The sequence below is a fragment of the Streptomyces sp. NPDC029041 genome (assembly GCF_040637515.1).
Classification (GTDB): Bacteria; Actinomycetota; Actinomycetes; order Streptomycetales; family Streptomycetaceae; genus Streptomyces.
Genome location: NZ_JBEZWO010000011.1, coordinates 187725 through 203454, shown reverse-complemented (window position 1 = coordinate 203454; position 15730 = coordinate 187725). Strand labels below are relative to the sequence as shown.

Annotated in this window: 16 protein-coding genes; 8 read left to right on the top strand and 8 right to left on the bottom strand. The window is 72.1% G+C overall.

From position 1 onward, the window contains the following. Positions 1-7 precede the first annotated feature (7 nt). Positions 8-418, top strand: coding sequence for a DUF742 domain-containing protein (locus tag AB0F04_RS27905; protein ID WP_362045980.1), 411 nt, complete (start codon positions 8-10; stop codon positions 416-418). Between the two features lie 110 nt (positions 419-528). After that, positions 529-1134 carry an ATP/GTP-binding protein gene (locus AB0F04_RS27900; protein WP_362045977.1) on the top strand — a complete coding sequence of 202 codons (606 nt, stop codon included), beginning with the start codon at positions 529-531 and terminating at the stop codon, positions 1132-1134. A gap of 21 nt (positions 1135-1155) precedes the next feature. Here the strand turns inward: AB0F04_RS27900 and AB0F04_RS27895 are convergent, their stop codons facing one another. Next, positions 1156-1584, bottom strand: coding sequence for a PPOX class F420-dependent oxidoreductase (locus tag AB0F04_RS27895; protein ID WP_362045974.1), 429 nt, complete (start codon positions 1582-1584; stop codon positions 1156-1158). Between the two features lie 104 nt (positions 1585-1688). On the opposite strand from AB0F04_RS27895, the gene AB0F04_RS27890 reads away from it, so the two are divergent. The 5 genes from AB0F04_RS27890 (at position 1689) to AB0F04_RS27870 (ending at position 5619) form a co-directional block, all read left to right on the top strand. Beyond that, complete coding sequence (locus AB0F04_RS27890) at positions 1689-2102, top strand: roadblock/LC7 domain-containing protein (RefSeq protein WP_053674302.1); 414 nt, start codon at positions 1689-1691, stop codon at positions 2100-2102. Positions 2103-2266: 164 nt separating this feature from the next. Beyond that, complete coding sequence (locus AB0F04_RS27885) at positions 2267-3271, top strand: DUF6397 family protein (RefSeq protein WP_362045972.1); 1005 nt, start codon at positions 2267-2269, stop codon at positions 3269-3271. Positions 3272-3366: 95 nt separating this feature from the next. After that, on the top strand, positions 3367-3738 hold the full coding sequence (locus AB0F04_RS27880) for a VOC family protein (RefSeq protein WP_362045969.1): 372 nt from the start codon (positions 3367-3369) through the stop codon (positions 3736-3738). Between the two features lie 10 nt (positions 3739-3748). After that, positions 3749-4534, top strand: a complete 786-nt coding sequence (locus AB0F04_RS27875) for a DNA-formamidopyrimidine glycosylase family protein (protein WP_362045966.1) — start codon at positions 3749-3751, stop codon at positions 4532-4534. 104 nt (positions 4535-4638) lie between these two features. Beyond that, positions 4639-5619 (top strand): SDR family oxidoreductase, encoded by a 981-nt coding sequence (locus AB0F04_RS27870; RefSeq protein ID WP_362045964.1) that lies wholly within the window; start codon positions 4639-4641, stop codon positions 5617-5619. A 109-nt stretch (positions 5620-5728) separates the two neighbouring features. On the opposite strand, the gene AB0F04_RS27865 is transcribed toward AB0F04_RS27870, so the two are convergent. The 3 genes from AB0F04_RS27865 to AB0F04_RS27855 all read right to left on the bottom strand — a co-directional run bounded on the left by AB0F04_RS27865 (position 5729) and on the right by AB0F04_RS27855 (position 10170). Continuing rightward, positions 5729-6625 (bottom strand): DMT family transporter, encoded by an 897-nt coding sequence (locus AB0F04_RS27865; RefSeq protein WP_362046252.1) that lies wholly within the window; start codon positions 6623-6625, stop codon positions 5729-5731. Between the two features lie 121 nt (positions 6626-6746). Next, positions 6747-7619: an acyl-CoA thioesterase II gene (locus AB0F04_RS27860; RefSeq protein ID WP_033307195.1), complete on the bottom strand. Its 873-nt coding sequence runs from the start codon at positions 7617-7619 to the stop codon at positions 6747-6749. A gap of 37 nt (positions 7620-7656) precedes the next feature. Next, positions 7657-10170 (bottom strand): DUF3516 domain-containing protein, encoded by a 2514-nt coding sequence (locus AB0F04_RS27855; RefSeq protein WP_362045961.1) that lies wholly within the window; start codon positions 10168-10170, stop codon positions 7657-7659. A 145-nt stretch (positions 10171-10315) separates the two neighbouring features. On the opposite strand from AB0F04_RS27855, the gene AB0F04_RS27850 reads away from it, so the two are divergent. After that, on the top strand, positions 10316-11110 hold the full coding sequence (locus AB0F04_RS27850; RefSeq protein ID WP_362045958.1) for a metal-dependent hydrolase: 795 nt from the start codon (positions 10316-10318) through the stop codon (positions 11108-11110). Positions 11111-11131: 21 nt separating this feature from the next. On the opposite strand, the gene AB0F04_RS27845 is transcribed toward AB0F04_RS27850, so the two are convergent. The 4 genes from AB0F04_RS27845 to AB0F04_RS27830 form a co-directional block, all read right to left on the bottom strand. Beyond that, positions 11132-11377 (bottom strand): type B 50S ribosomal protein L31, encoded by a 246-nt coding sequence (locus tag AB0F04_RS27845; protein WP_362045955.1) that lies wholly within the window; start codon positions 11375-11377, stop codon positions 11132-11134. A 35-nt stretch (positions 11378-11412) separates the two neighbouring features. After that, complete coding sequence (locus tag AB0F04_RS27840) at positions 11413-11883, bottom strand: DUF5709 domain-containing protein (protein WP_362045953.1); 471 nt, start codon at positions 11881-11883, stop codon at positions 11413-11415. A gap of 207 nt (positions 11884-12090) precedes the next feature. Continuing rightward, on the bottom strand, positions 12091-13872 hold the full coding sequence (locus tag AB0F04_RS27835) for an ABC transporter ATP-binding protein (RefSeq protein WP_362045950.1): 1782 nt from the start codon (positions 13870-13872) through the stop codon (positions 12091-12093). Next, on the bottom strand, positions 13869-15674 hold the full coding sequence (locus AB0F04_RS27830; protein ID WP_362045947.1) for an ABC transporter ATP-binding protein: 1806 nt from the start codon (positions 15672-15674) through the stop codon (positions 13869-13871). Before AB0F04_RS27830 ends, AB0F04_RS27835 begins: the two co-directional genes overlap by 4 nt. Positions 15675-15730: the final 56 nt, after the last annotated feature.

Here is a 15730-nt window from a genome sequence, read left to right as displayed (position 1 = left end):
CGCGCAGATGACCGAGGACATGACGGGCACCCCGCGCGAGCAGGGCAGCCACTGGTACGACAGCGAGGCCGGTCCGCTCGTCCGCCCCTACGCCATGACGGGTGGGCGTACCCGGCCCGGCCCCACCGGCGTACGGTTCGACCTGATCGCCCTGGTCACGCTGGACCCGGGGGCCCCCGGACTGCAAGACGCCCCGCTCGGCCCGGAACACCGCAACCTCATCGACCTGTGCCGCCCGGAGACCCAGTCGGTCGCCGAACTCGCCGCAGGTGCGGATCTGCCCGTCGGCGTGGTCAGGGTCCTCCTCGGCGACCTCCTCGAACTCGGCTGCGTCACCGTCAGCCGTCCCGTTCCACCGGCGCAGCTGCCCGACGAACGCATCCTGCGCGAGGTGATCGAGGGGCTGAGAGCGCTGTAGCCCCGGCACACCGACGGAAAACCGCACGACCCAGGCACTCCCGACACCCGCGCACTTCCGACACACTCCCGCGCACTCACGACACCCGGCACTCCTGAGAGAAGTGATCAATGGTCTCCGAGCACTCCGACGCCCCGGACGGCGAGACCGCCGCGCTGGCGCTCAAGATTCTGGTCGCCGGCGGTTTCGGCGTGGGCAAGACCACCCTGGTGGGCGCCGTCAGCGAGATCCGGCCGCTGCGCACGGAGGAACTCCTCAGCGAAGCCGGGCAGTCGGTGGACGACACGGACGGCGTGGACCACAAGACCACCACCACCGTCGCCATGGATTTCGGACGCATCACCATCCGGTCCGGCCTCTCCCTGTACCTGTTCGGCACGCCGGGCCAGGACCGCTTCTGGTTCCTGTGGGACGAGTTGTCGCAGGGGGCGCTCGGTGCGGTGGTCCTCGCGGACACCCGCCGTCTGGAGGACTGCTTCCCAGCGGTCGACTACTTCGAGCACCGGCGCATCCCGTTCGTCGTGGCCGTCAACTGCTTCGCGGGCGCCCGGCGGCACGGCGCCCCGGACGTCTCGCGTGCCCTCGACCTCGACAGGGGCACGCCCGTGGTGCTGTGCGACGCCCGTGACCGCGACTCGGGAAAGGAGGTGCTGATCCGGCTCGTCGAGTACGCCGGGCGGGTGCACACCGCCCGGCTGCTCGACTCGGTCGGCTGAGCAAGCCGCGCGTCCGGAGCGTCAGTTCGCGACGTCCCGCTCGGCCAGCACCCTGTCGACGGTGACACGGACGAGGAGTTCGCCGGGGACGCCGTTGCGCGCACCGAACTCCTCGGCGCGCTCCTCACCCATGTACCGGGCGCCGATCCGGGTCGCCCAGTGCCGTATCTCGTCGAGGTCCTCCGATACGCGGGCCCGGCCTCGCAGCACCACGAAGGAGTACGGCGGCCGGTCGTCGTCCACGCACAGGGCGATCCGGCCGTCCCGGACGATGTTGCGCCCCTTCACGCTGTCCTTGCCGGTGTTGAACACCACCTCGTCGCCGTCCAGAAGGAACCAGATCGGAACCACGTGCGGGCTGCCGTCGGCCCGGACCGTGGAGAGCTTTGCGGTGCGGGTTCCGTGGGAAACGAACTCCCGCCACTGCGCGTCGGTCATCTTCTCTGCCATGGCTCCCATCCTCCTTGCCCCGACCGCGGTCGTGGGGAAGGCTGACAAGGAAATCCTCCGGCCAGGAGGGAATTCGCACGGGGAGAAAACGGGGAGACCGGAAGATGACGCAGAACCAGGGACTCGACTGGCTGCTGGACGACTTGACCGAGCGCGTCCACGAGGTGCGGCACGCACTCGTCCTGTCCAACGACGGCCTGGTGACCGGAGCGAGCACCGGACTGCGCCGCGAGGACGCCGAGCACCTCGCGGCCGTGTCGTCCGGGCTGCACAGCCTGGCCAAGGGCTCCGGACGGCACTTCGGCGCGGGCAGCGTGCGCCAGACGATGATCGAGTTCGACGACGCGGTGCTGTTCGTCACCGCGGCCGGCACGGGCAGCTGTCTCTGTGTCCTCAGCGGCGCGGAGGCCGACATCGGCCAGATCGCCTACGAGATGACACTGCTGGTCAACCGGGTCGGCGAGCGTCTCGACGTCGATGCGCGCCAGCCCGAACCGAAACCGATCACAGACCTCTGACCTGCACGTTCGCCATCCCCGTGGAGTTATCCACAGGCTCGCCACGAGATTCGCCGAAGCGGCTACGGTTTTTTCACGGCCAGCGCGTACGGCCAGCGCATTCGGCCGCCGCACACGGCCATCGCACACGGCGTGAGCCGCTGACTCCACGGGGGAGACCGACCATGGCACGCATCAGCACGACATCCGACCGCACCACCTGCGCCCCGAGCCGGGCCGCCCGTGAACTGGAGCTCAAACGACGGGAGTTCGACCTCGCGGTGAACCTGGGACTCATCCGGACCGTTCTCGGCGAAGGAGGCGGAGGCAGGCAGGTGGCCCGGGCCGAGATCGACCGGTTGCGCTCCGCGGACGGTTTCCCGGGCACCCTGCGCGAACGCGTCGCGACCGTCGGAACCACGCAGGGCGCCGAGCTCATGGGGGTGGCGCCCACCCGGTTCACGAGCCTCGCGCGCTATGGCCTGCTGGTTCCGGTGACGTTCTGCCTGAACCGCTACCGGACCGTCGTCTGGCTGTATCTGGCCGAAGAACTGAGGCAGTTCGCCGCCGAGAGGAGTAACGCCCGGTTGCTGGCCGCCCGCCGCACACCCACGGAGATCCGGGAAGGGCTGAAGGCCGGAATGGACCGGCGGCCCCGCAACTGGCGGGGGCGTCACGTCGGGTTCCTGACGCGGCAGGCCGGCGACGACCCGTGGGCGCACGCGGCGGCGGTCGCCTCCCTCCTCGATCCGGCCGACGTGGCGGACATCGTCCGGGCTCCCGACGAGCGAGCCCGCCTGGCCCGCTGCCGTCCCCGGCTCCCGGTGCACGGCACGCCCGGTTCACCCACCGCCGAGCTGGCCGAGACGCTGATGACGGCGAGCGAGCCGGACGAGGTGGCCTGGTTCCGCGCTGACCTGGCCCACACGATGGAGACGGCCCGCCGGCGCGACCCCGAAACCGAGGCACCCGCCCCGATGCCGTCAGCAGCCGCAGAGCCCCCCGCGTCGGCCCCGGCACCGCGACCACGGTCGAGGCCGCTCGTCCCACCCCGGATCCGGCCCCCGGGGTCAGAATCGCCCGCCTCACCTCCCGCCCTGCCGTCCAAGCGGCCCACGCCCTCGGCCCCCGTTCCTGCCCACGGTGTGCTGGGCTGGTTCCGCCGCAGAGGCCGGCGGCCGGCCGAGTGACCCGGCGGCAACGGCCCACCGCCTGGCCCGTCGACCGATGACTTTCCGGATGCGCCGGGGTCAGCCCCTCAGGAGACTGTGTCCGGGAGGCGACCATGTTCGGTACGACGAAAGCGTTCAGCGGGTTCTCGGTGGACGACATCGACGCGGCCAAGGCGTTCTACGCCGACACGCTCGGGCTCCGGGTGTCGGAACAGAACGGGCTGCTGATCCTGCACATCGCGGGTGACCGGGACACCCTGGTCTACCCCAAGCCGGACCACACGCCGGCGACGTTCACCATCCTCAACTTCCCGGTCGAGGACATCGAGGCCGCGGTCGACGAGCTGGGCAGGAAAGGCGTGCGTTTCGAGCGCTACGACCATCTCGAGACGGACGACAAGGGCATCTTCCGCGGCGGCGGTCCGCTGATCGCCTGGTTCACCGACCCGGCGGGGAACGTGCTCTCCGTCCTGCAGGAAACCTGACGCGCCGGCCGTGCCCGAGCTTCCCGACGTCGAAGGCTTCCGGCAGGTGCTCGAGTCCTGCGCGAAGGGACGCGTCATCCGCCGGGTCGACGTGCGAGACCCGGGTGTCCTGCACGGCGTGGGCCCAAGGCGGCTGCGGGACGCGCTCGAGGGGCGGCGGTTCGGTACGCCGGAGCGGCACGGCAAGTGGCTGCTCGCCCGTACCGGCGGCCCCACCCTCGTCCTGCACTTCGGCATGACCGGGCGGCTGGTCTGCGGGCACGCCGATGATCCCGTCGAAACGCATGACCGCGTCCTGTTCACCCTGGGCGGCGGCCGTCAGCTGCGCTTCCGTGACCAGCGCAAACTGCAGGGGCTGTGGCTGGCCCACGACGAGTCCGACGTCGACCGGCTGCTGCGGAGGCAGGGGCCCGACGCGCTGGAGGTGGGCCGTCCGGAATTCGAGGAGGTGCTCACGTCGCGGCGGGGGCAGCTCAAGACGGCCCTCACCGACCAGTCCGTGCTAGCCGGGCTCGGCAACCTGCTCGCCGACGAGATCCTGTGGCGGGCCCGGCTGCGCCCTGACCAGGGGGCGCGTGATCTCACCCCTGAGGACCGCCACAGGCTGTACAGCGAGATGCGCCGCACCCTGCGCTCATCGGTCACCGCCGGCTGCGTACCGCCGCGTGACTCCTGGCTCACCGGGCACCGGGACGACCGTGACCCGAGGTGCCCGCGGTGCGGCGCCGGGCTGCGCCGGACCCGTATGGCGGGCCGGGGCACGGTGTGGTGCCCGCGGTGCCAGCCGGACCGGTGACCCGGTCCGAGCCCGTGCCGGCGCGCACGGGGCGGGTACCCGGCGTGCCGCGGAGACGGGCACCAGGCGCCCGGCCCGCGCACGCAGACATGAGGAGGTACGGGATGCGACTGAAGGATCACGTGGTGGTGGTGACCGGGGCGTCCAGCGGGATCGGGCGGGCCACGGCGGAGGCGTTCGCCCGCAAGGGCTGTGCCGTGGTACTGGCGGCGCGTCGTGAGGAAGCGCTGCGGGCGGCCGCCGAGGAGTGTGCGAGGCACCGGGGGGCGCGGACACTGGTCGTGCCGACCGACGTGAGCGACGTCGGGGCGGTCGAGGACCTGGCGCGGCGAGCGGTGCAGGAGTTCGGCCGGATCGACGTGTGGGTCAACAACGCCGCGGTCAACGCCTTCGGCCGTTTCGAGGACGTGCCGATGGAGGACTTCCGCAAGGTCCTGGACGTCAACGTCATGGGATGCGTGTACGGCGCCCGGGCGGCGCTTCCGGTGATGCGGGAACAAGGCTCGGGCACCCTGATCAACGTCTCGTCCATCGTGGGGGCCGTCGCCCAGCCCTACAGTCACCCGTACGGTATGTCCAAGCATGCCGTACGGGCGCTCGGCTCCGGTCTGCGGCAGCAGTTGCGCGTGGAAGGCGTGAAAGGCATCGACGTGTGCACGGTGCTGCCCGCGACCATCGACACGCCGCACTTCCAGCAGGCGGCCAACTACACCGGGCACAAGGTCGTGGCCATGCCGCCCGTCTACACACCTGAGCGCGTCGCCGACGCGGTCGTGGCGCTCGTCCGCCGCCCGCGCCGGGAGGTCGTGGTCGGCCCGGCGGGCCGCGCGCTGGTCCGCCAGGCCCGGATGGCGCCCGCGCTCGCGGAGCGGGCCATGGCCCGGCAGACGGACAGGACTCATCTGGACCACGACGAGGACGCTCCCGCCACGCACGGTGCGCTGCACGTTCCGGCACCCGGCGAGGGCGCGGTCCACGGCGGCTGGGGCGGGCGACGGCGCACCGCGCTGCGCAAGGCCGCCCTGGCGACCGTGCTGGCGGGCGCGGCCGTGACCGCGGGGCGGCGGATCAAAGTGACGGGCTGACTCAGGCACTCGGGGACGAGGCCGACCAGTGCCTGCCCGGCCGGTGGAGGTGTCCGTGCGAGTCGCCGGCCGGCCGAGGCCTCACGTGGTGGACCGTCTCCGCTCGGGGTCAGGGCGCCGCGGCGGTCTCGCGCTCGTCGTCGGGGGCCACCAGTGACTGTGTGAACGGGATGCGCGCCAGTGCGAACACCCCCGCGGCGATCAGCGCGACGCCGGCCAGCTGGGGCAGCAGCCACCACCCGGAGCGGATGGTCTCCTCGTACAGGGTGATGCCGAGGGCGAGGCTCACCAGAGCGTCGCCCAGGGTGAGCGCGGGCTGCGAGGCGACCAGCGGCCCGGCCTGCATGGCGTTCTCCAGCAGGAACAGCGCGCACACGCCGGTGGCGGCGAAGGCGTACGTCTGCCATGCGGTGAGGAAGCCTGCGAGGCCCTGATCGTCGAGGATGTGGGTGGCGGCTTTCATCAGTGCCGCGGTCGCCGCGTAGCTGATCGCGGTCGCGGCACCCAGACAGGCCGCCCGGGCCCGGCCCGCGGGCCGCCGGAGGGCCGCGACGGCGAGGACGACCACCGCCCCCGCGCCCACGGCGAGCGCGGGAATCCAGCGGTCCAGCGCCACATGGGTGCGGTTGCCGGCGGGTGCGGCGGCGGCCAGCGCGACCGCCAGACCGGCCACCACCACAGCGACGGCCAGCCATCCCTTGCCCGGCAGGTGCCGGTGCATGAGCACAGAGGCGACGACGAGGGTGAGCGGCAGTTCCAGCACGAAGAGCGGCTGCACGATGGTCAGCGGCCCGGTGGCCAGCGCCAGCGCCTGGCAGACTGCGGCGCCGATCACCGCGAGGATGCCGGCCAGCCACACCGGCCGGTGCAGCAGATCGACGATCAGCCCGGCCCGCAACCCCTGGGAGGCGGGCACGGTGAGCGCCGCCTTGCGTTGGAGTACGGTCGCGACCGCGTTGCTGAAGGCCGCGCAGATCGCGAACACGACGGGGAGCACGGTGTGCAGCGTGGCCACCTCCCGGAGCGGCGGGCGTGTGACGCCGACGGTGCCTGCTCCTGCCATGGTCGCCGCATCCGGTCGGGGACGCGATCGCAGCCAGGCGGGCCGGCTCTCCCCTTCGCGCAGGTCAGCCCAGCTTCCGGAAGAGTCCCTCCTGCACCACGGACACGACGAGACGGCCCTCGCGGTCGTAGATCCGGCCCCTGGCGAGGCCACGGCCGCCGACCGCGATCGGCGACTCCTGGTCGTAGAGGAGCCAGTCGTCCGCGCGGAACGGGCGGTGGAACCACATGGCGTGGTCCAGCGACGCCATGTCGAAGCCGCGCGGTCCCCACAGCGGCTCGACCGGAATGCGCACGGCGTCCAGGAGGGTCATGTCGCTGGCGTAGGTGAGGGCGCAGGTGTGCACGAGCGGATCGTCGCCCAGCGGCCCGACCGCGCGCATCCACACGGCGCTGCGCGGCTCGGCGTCCCGCGCCTCCTCGGCGGTCCAGCGCAGGCGGTCGACGTAACGGATGTCGAAAGGCTGGCGGCGGGCCATCCGCTCCAGTTGCTCGGGCAGTGCGCCCAGGTGCTCGCGGATCTCGTCCGTGACGGTGGGCAGGGACTCCGGGTCCGGGACCTTGCGGGCGGGCGGCAACTGGTGCTCGAAGCTGCCCTCCTCCGGCTTGTGGAAGGAGGCGGTGAGATTGAAGATCGTGCGGCCCTGCTGCACGGCCGTGACCCGGCGGGTGGTGAACGACCGCCCGTCGCGCACATGCTCGACCTGGTACACGATCGGCACGCCCGGCCGGCCGGGGCGCAGGAAGTACGCGTGCAGCGAGTGCACCGGACGGTCACCCTCGGTGGTGCGGCCGGCGGCGACCAGGGCCTGCCCGGCCACCTGACCGCCGAAGACCCGCTGCAGGGACTCCTGCGGGCTGCGGCCGCGGAAGATGTTGACCTCGATCTGCTCCAGGTCGAGCAGGTCGACGAGCCTCTCGGCCGGGTTCGTCGTCATGGGTGGGATTCTCCTGTGCTCGCTGCTGCCCGGCCCGTCACAGCTGGCCGACGTCGGTGACGCGGACGATCGCGCGGCCCTCCGCGTCCGAGGCCGTGAGGTCGACCTCCGCGCTGATGCCCCAGTCGTGGTCGCCGTTCGGGTCGTGGAAGATCTGCCGGACCCGCCACAGGGCGTTCTCCGGCTCCTCCTCGATGATCAGCAGCTTGGGGCCGCGGGCGTCGGGGCCGGTGCCGAGATCCTCGTACTCGTCCCAGTACTTGTCCATCGCCTCGCCCCACGCGTCGGCGTCCCAGCCGGACTCCGCGTCCATCTCGCCCAGTTCGCCGACCTGGTCGAGGGCGGCCAGCTCCACGCGGCGGAACATGGCGTTGCGGACCAGGACGCGGAAGGCGCGCGCGTTGGCGGTGACCGGCTTGACCTCGTCTGCCTTCTCCTGGGCCTCCTCGGCCGTCATCTCCGCCGGGTTCGCGAGCTGCTCCCACTCGTCCAGCAGACTGGAGTCGACCTGGCGCACCATCTCGCCCAGCCAGGCGATCAGGTCCTGGAGGTCCTCGGACTTGAGGTCGTCCGGGACGGTGTGGTCGAGGGCCTTGAAGGCGCTGGCGAGATAGCGCAGCACGATGCCCTCGGTGCGGGCCAGCTCGTAGTGGGACACCAACTCGGTGAAGGACAGCGCCCGTTCGTACATGTCACGGATCACGGACTTCGGCGACAGCGGATGGTCGCCGACCCAGGGGTGGCTCTTGCGGTACGTGTCGTAGGCGTGGAAGAGCAGCTCCTCCAGGGGCTTGGGGTACGTGATGTCCTGGAGACGCTCCATGCGCTCCTCGTACTCGACGCCATCGGCCTTCATCGCGGCGACGGCCTCGCCGCGCGCCTTGTTCTGCTGGGCGGCGAGGATCTGCCGCGGGTCGTCGAGCGTGGACTCCACGACGGACACCATGTCGAGGGCGTACGACGGCGACTCCGGGTCGAGCAGCTCGAACGCGGCGAGCGCGAAGGTGGACAGGGGCTGGTTGAGGGCGAAGTCCTGCTGGAGGTCGACCGTGAGGCGGACGATGCGGCCCTCGGCGTCCGGCTGGTCGAGCTTCTCGACGATGCCGCCGTCCAGCAGTGAGCGGTAGATCGCGATGGCCCGGCGAATGTGCCGCAACTGCTGCTTGCGCGGCTCGTGGTTGTCCTCCAGCAGCCGGCGCATCGCCTCGAAGGCGTTGCCGGGGCGGGCGATCACCGAGAGCAGCATCGTGTGCGTCACGCGGAAACGGGAGGTCAGCGGCTCCGGCTCGGAGCCGATGAGCTTCTCGAAGGTCTGCTCCGACCAGGCCACGAAACCCTCGGGGGCCTTCTTGCGGACGACCTTGCGGCGCTTCTTGGGGTCGTCGCCCGCCTTGGCGAGGGCCTTCTCGTTCTCGACGACGTGCTCGGGAGCCTGCGCGACGACGAAGCCCTCCGTGTCGTACCCGGCCCGCCCGGCGCGGCCCGCGATCTGGTGGAACTCCCGGGCGCGCAGGGTGCGTACGCGGGTGCCGTCGTACTTGGTGAGGGCCGTGAACAGCACGGTGCGGATCGGGACGTTGACGCCGACGCCGAGGGTGTCGGTGCCGCAGATGACCTTCAGCAGACCGGCCTGGGCGAGCTTCTCCACCAGGCGCCGGTACTTGGGCAGCATGCCGGCGTGGTGCACGCCGATGCCGTGCCGGACGTAACGGGAGAGGTTGCGGCCGAACTTCGTGGTGAAGCGGAAGTTGCCGATCAGCTCGGCGATCTGCTCCTTCTCCTCCTTCGAGCACATGTTGATGCTCATCAGCGCCTGCGCCCGCTCCACGGCCTGCGCCTGCGTGAAGTGCACGATGTAGACGGGCGCCTGCCGGGCGGACAGCAGATCGGTGAGGGTCTCGGTGAGCGGCGTGTAGCGGTACTCGTACGACAGCGGTACGGGGCGGGTCGCCGAGCGGACCACCGCCGTGGGGCGACCGGTGCGGCGAGTGAGGTCCTTCTCGAAGAAGGAGACGTCGCCCAGCGTCGCCGACATCAGCACGAACTGCGCCTGCGGCAGCTCCAGGATCGGGATCTGCCAGGCCCAGCCGCGGTCGCCCTCGGCGTAGAAGTGGAACTCGTCCATCACGACCTGGCCGACATCGGCGTCCTTGCCGTCGCGCAACGCGATCGACGCGAGCACCTCGGCGGTGCAGCAGATGACGGGGGCGTCGGCGTTGACCGACGCGTCGCCGGTCAGCATGCCGACGTTCTCGGTGCCGAAGATCTTGCACAGCTCGAAGAACTTCTCCGACACCAGCGCCTTGATCGGCGCGGTGTAGAAGGTGACCTCGTCACGGGCGAGGGCCGCGAAGTGCGCGCCCGCCGCGATCATGCTCTTGCCGGACCCCGTGGGCGTCGACACGATCACGTTCGCACCGGAGACCACCTCGATCAGCGCCTCCTCCTGGTGCGGGTAGAGCGTGAGACCCCGCTCGCCGGCCCACGACTCGAAGGCTTCGTACAGGGCGTCGGGGTCGGGGGTCCGCGGCAGCTGATCGATGAGGGTCACGCCCCCATCTTGCCTGGCCCGGTGCCCGATGCGGGAATCGGCTGCGGGGCCGAAGATCACGAACGCTACGCTGGGGCGCCGACGGGACGTCAGCGCGCCCGGTCAACTGGACAGCGGCACAGGACGAATGGGGCGGGCAGCGGCCATGATGGGACCAGCACACTCACTGTCGGGAGCCGCCGCCTGGCTCGGCGTCGGTGCGGCCGCCGCCGCGGCCGGGCACCCGATGCCCTGGCCGGTCCTCCTCGTCGGCGCCCTGATCTGCGCCGGAGCCGCCCTCGCCCCCGATCTCGACCACAAGGCGGCCACCATCTCCCGGTCCTTCGGACCGCTGTCGCGCTGGCTGTGCGAGATCGTCGACAAGCTGTCGTACGCCGTCTACAAGGCCACCAAGAAGCAGGGCGACCCGCGCCGCTCCGGCGGGCACCGCACGCTGACGCACACCTGGCTGTGGGCGGTCCTGATCGGTGCGGGCACCTCGGTGGTGGCGATCACCAGCGACCGCTGGGGCGTGCTCGCGGTCCTGTTCGTGCACATGGTCCTGGCCATCGAGGGCCTGCTGTGGCGGGCGACGCGCGGCTCCAGCAGCGAGGTCCTGGTGTGGCTGCTGGCCGCGACCACCGCGTGGATCCTCGCGGGCATACTGGACCAGCCGGGCAACGGCGCGGATTGGCTGTTCACGGCGCCGGGCCAGGAGTACCTGTGGCTGGGACTGCCGGTGGTGCTGGGCGCGATCGTGCACGACATCGGGGACGCGCTCACCGTGTCCGGCTGCCCGATCCTGTGGCCCATCCCGGTCGGGCGCAAGCGCTGGTACCCGATCGGGCCCCCGAAGGCCATGCGGTTCCGGGCCGGCAGCTGGGTCGAGCTCAAGGTGCTGATGCCGGTGTTCATGCTCCTCGGCGGAGTGGGCTGCGCCGCGGCGCTCAACTTCATCTGAGCGCGGCCCGCGCAACGCGCCTCAGCCGCCGCCGTAGCGCCGCTCGAACGCGGCGACCCTGCCCTCCGAGTCCACCGTGCGGGCCTTGCCCGTGTAGAAGGGGTGGCTCTCCGAGGAGATCTCCACGTCCACGACGGGGTAGGTCTCGCCGTCGTCCCATTCGATGGTCCGATCGCTGGTCGCGGTGGACCGGGTGAGGAAGGCGTACCCGGCGGCGCGGTCGCGGAAGACGACGGGGTGGTAGTCGGGGTGCTTGTCCTGCTGCATGGATGCTCCTCGAGCGGCTCGGGCCGGTCCTGCGGTCAGCCGGACAGGGTGTCCTCGTCGACGATGTGCACGGCGGCCTCCTCGGCCGACGCGGCGGCGCCGTCGATGCCCACGTCCATGGCGACCAGGGCTTCCTCCTCGTCCTCGTGGGCGCCTTCGTCGGGTGCCACGAGCCGGCCGGAACGTGCGGCGCCCACCTCGTTGTCCAGGAGTTCCCCGTCGGTGCCCGCACAGTCCCCCAGGCCGTCACCGTCCGGGGCGGCGGCGTCCGGCAGTTCCTCGGAGAGCCGCTGGTCCAGCGTCTCGCCCCGCTGCCGCTCGGCCGCCGTCACCCCGAGGTGCTCGACGGCCCAGGGCCGCTCGGGAGGGGACCAGCCCCGGTCCAGGGGATCCTCGACGCCGTCGTTCTCCAGGGTGTCCTCGGCGTCGAGCAGCCCCGTGTCCTCCCTCTGCTCATCCTGGTCCGGCTGGTAGACGTCGTCTCCCCAGCCGTCGGAGCTGTTCACGGGTACCTCCAGGGGGTGGACGGGCCCGTTCTCACAGGACCCGTGCCGGGCGGCCGCCACGGAGCACTGACGCCGCCCGGACCACTGCTTCCCGGGCGTCCCCGAGCCGGTGCCTGATTCCAGCCTTCCACCCCGGTTCGCTCCCGCGCAACGCCAAGGACGTGGCCGCCCCCGAGGAGGCGCACGCCGCCCGGCGCGACGAGGTGCTCACCCGTGCCAGGACCTCCACAGCGCCGCGTACGCCCCGTCCGCCGCCACCAGTTCCTCGTGGCTGCCCAGCTCGCTGATCCGGCCGTTCTCGACGACGGCGATGACGTCCGCGTCGTGGGCCGTGTGCAGCCGGTGGGCGATGGCGACGACGGTGCGGCCGTCGAGGACCCGGGCCAGCGAGCGTTCCAGGTTGCGGGCGGCGCGCGGGTCGAGCAGGGAGGTCGCCTCGTCCAGGACCAGCGTGTGCGGGTCGGCCAGCACCAGGCGGGCCAGCGCGATCTGCTGGGCCTGGGCCGGGGTGAGCGCGAGCCCGCCCGAGCCGACCTCGGTGTCCAGACCGTCCTCCAGAGCCCGGGCCCAGCCGTCGGCGTCGACCGCCCCCAGCGCCGCCCACAGCTCGGCGTCGACCGCACCGGTCCGCGCGAGCCGCAGGTTGTCGCGCAGGGAGCCCACGAAGACATGGTGTTCCTGGTTGACCAGGGCCACGTGGGAGCGGACGTGCTCGGCGGGCATCCGGGACAGCTCGGTGCCGCCCAGAGTGATCCGGCCGTCCCGGGGCGCGTAGATCCCTGCGAGCAACCGGCCCAAGGTGGACTTCCCCGCACCCGAGGGGCCGACCAGGGCCAGCCGGGTGCCGGGGGCGACCTCCAGGGACACCTTGCGCAGGACGTCCACGCCCTCCAGGTAGCCGAAGTGCACCCGGTCGGCGTGCACATGCCGCCCGTCGGGGGCCACGTTCGGATCCCCGGCGTCCGGCTCGATGTCCCGGACTCCGACGAGCCGCGCCAGCGACACCTGGGCCACCTGCAACTCGTCGTACCAGCGCAGGATCATGCCCACCGGGTCGACCAGCATCTGCGCGATGAGCGCGCCGGTCGTCAGCTGGCCCACGTCGATCCACCCGTGCAGGGCGAACACACCGCCGACCATCAGAACCGACGCGAGCACGGTCACGTGGGTGGTGTTGATGACCGGGAAGAGCACCGACCGCAGCCAGAGCGTGTACCGCTCCCACGCCGTCCACTCCCGGATCCGGCGCTCCGACAGCTCGACCCGGCGCTCGCCGAGCCGGTGGGCCTCGACGGTGCGCCCCGCGTCCACGGTCTCGGCGAGCGCGGCGGCCACGGCGGCGTACCCGGCGGCCTCGGAACGGTAGGCCGCGGGAGCCCGCCGGAAGTACCAGCGGCAGCCGGCGATCAGCAGCGGCAGGGCCAGCAGCACCGCCAGCGCCAGCGGCGGCGCCGTGATCACCAGGCCGCCCATCAGAAGGACCACCCACACCACGCCGATCGACAGCTGCGGTACGGCCTCGCGCATGGCGTTGCCCAAGCGGTCGATGTCCGTCGTGATGCGCGACAGCAGGTCGCCGGTCCCCGCCCGCTCCAGCACCCCGGGCGGCAGTCCGACGGACCGGACGAGGAAGTCCTCGCGCAGGTCGGCCAGCATCCGCTCACCCAGCATCGCGCCGCGCAGCCGCACCTGCCGGACGAACACGGCCTGGACGGCCAGCGCGGCCACGAAGAGGCCGGCCGTCAGCTCCAGCCGCAGGTTCCCGGCTCCGTCGGACACCCGCTCCACCAGCCCGCCCAGCAACCAGGGACCGGCCATCGAGGCGATCACGGCGGCCGTGTTGACGGCGACCAGCAACAGGAACGCCCGCCGGTGCCGGCGCAACAGTTCGGCCACGTAGCCGCGGACGGTCTCGGGCGCGCCGACCGGCAGGGTGTTCGCCGTCGTCGGGGCCGCCGGGTCGTACGCCGGTGGCGCGACGCCGATCATGCCTTCTCCTCGATCTCTTCCAGTTCCTGCAGTACGTCCTCGAGGGCGACGGAGCCGTTCAGCGCGGCCTCGTCCTCCGTCTCGCGGGTGACCACCGCCCGGTAGCGCGGCTCGGTGTTCACCAGTTCACGGTGGACGCCGACCGCCACGGCCTCCCCGTCGTGCAGGAACACCACCCGGTCGGCGCGGTCCAGCAGCAGCGGGGAGGAGGTGAACACCACGGTCGTGCGCCCCTCCCGCAACTCCCGCACGCCCTGGGCGATCCGCGCCTCGGTGTGCGAGTCGACGGCCGAGGTCGGCTCGTCCAGGACGAGCGCTTCCGGGTCCGTGACCAGCGACCGGGCGAGCGCTAGCCGCTGGCGCTGGCCGCCGGACAGGGACCGGCCGCGTTCGGTGATCCGGGCGTCCATCGGGTCGGCCGCGTCCAGGGAGCCCTGCACCAGCGCCGCCAGCACGTCGTCGCACTGCGCGGCGGCCAGCGCCTCCCGCGGGGCCACCGCACCCGACGCGGGTACGTCGAGCAGCTCGCGCAGCGTGCCGGACAGCAGCACCGGGTCCTTGTCCTGGACCAGGACGGCCGTACGGGCGCTGTCCAGCGGGAGTTCGTCGAGCGGCACGCCGCCCAGCAGCACCGAGGTGCCCTCGTTCGACGGGTGTCCGCCCAGCCGTTCCGCCAGCAGGCCCGCCGCGTCCGGGTCGCCGCACACCACGGCCGTGAGCCGGCCGGCGGGCGCGAGCAGCCCGGTCTGCGGGTCGTACAGGTCGCCCGAGGGGACCTCGGCCGCGCGTGACCCGGCGGTGTCCGTGGGCCGCTGCAGCGACAGCACTCCCGCGGCCCGCTGGGCGGACGGCCGGGAGAAGGAGTACGCCATGGCGATCTCCTCGAAGTGCCTCAGCGGGTAGGTCAGGACCATGACCGAGCTGTAGACGGTGACCAGTTCGCCGACGGTGATCCGGCCCTCGCGCGCCAGCCCCACGCCGTACCAGACGACGGCGATGAGCAGCAGCCCGGGCAGCAGGACCTGGATCGCGGAGATCAGGGACCACATCCGGGCGCTGCGCACGGCGGCGTGACGGACCTCCTGGGAGGCGCTGCGGTAGCGGTCGAGGAACAGTTCCTCCCCGCCGATGCCCCGCAGCACCCGCAGACCGGCGACGGTGTCGGAGGCCAGTTCGGTGGCGCGTCCGGCCTTCTCGCGCTGGGTGTCGGCACGCCGTGTGGCGCGGGGCAGCAGCGGCAGCACGGCGAGCGCCAGCGCGGGCAGCCCCACGGCGACGACCACGCCGAGCGCCGGCTGGTAGACGAGCAGGCCGGTGCAGACCAGGAAGACGGTGACCACGGCCGCGGTGAAGCGGGACAGGGCCTCGACGAACCAGCCGATCTTCTCGACGTCGCCCGTCGACACCGCCACCACCTCACCGGCCGCGACCCGCCGGGTCAGCGCCGAGCCCAGATGGGCGGCCTTGCGGGCGAGGAGTTGCTGGACGCGCGCGGCCGCGGTGATCCAGTTGGTGATCGCGGTGCGGTGCAGGTAGGTGTCACCGACCGCGTTGCCGACGCAGGCCAGGGCCAGCAGGCCGCCCGCCAGGGCGAGCCGGGTGCCGGAGCGGTCGACGACGGCCTGCACGGCGACCCCGACACAGAACGGCAGGGCGGCGACGGAGGAGAAGTGCAGCAGCCCCCAGCTGAGCGATTTGAGCTGACCGCCCAACTGGTTCCGGAAGAGCCACCACAGGAATCGGGGGCCCGAACGCGTGTCCGGCACGCCCGGGTCGGGGTACGGAAGGTCTTGAATCTGCATGACGTCCCAGTGGCTCGTGTCAGGGGGCGAACGGGTGGGGAGGCGGGTCGGCGGGG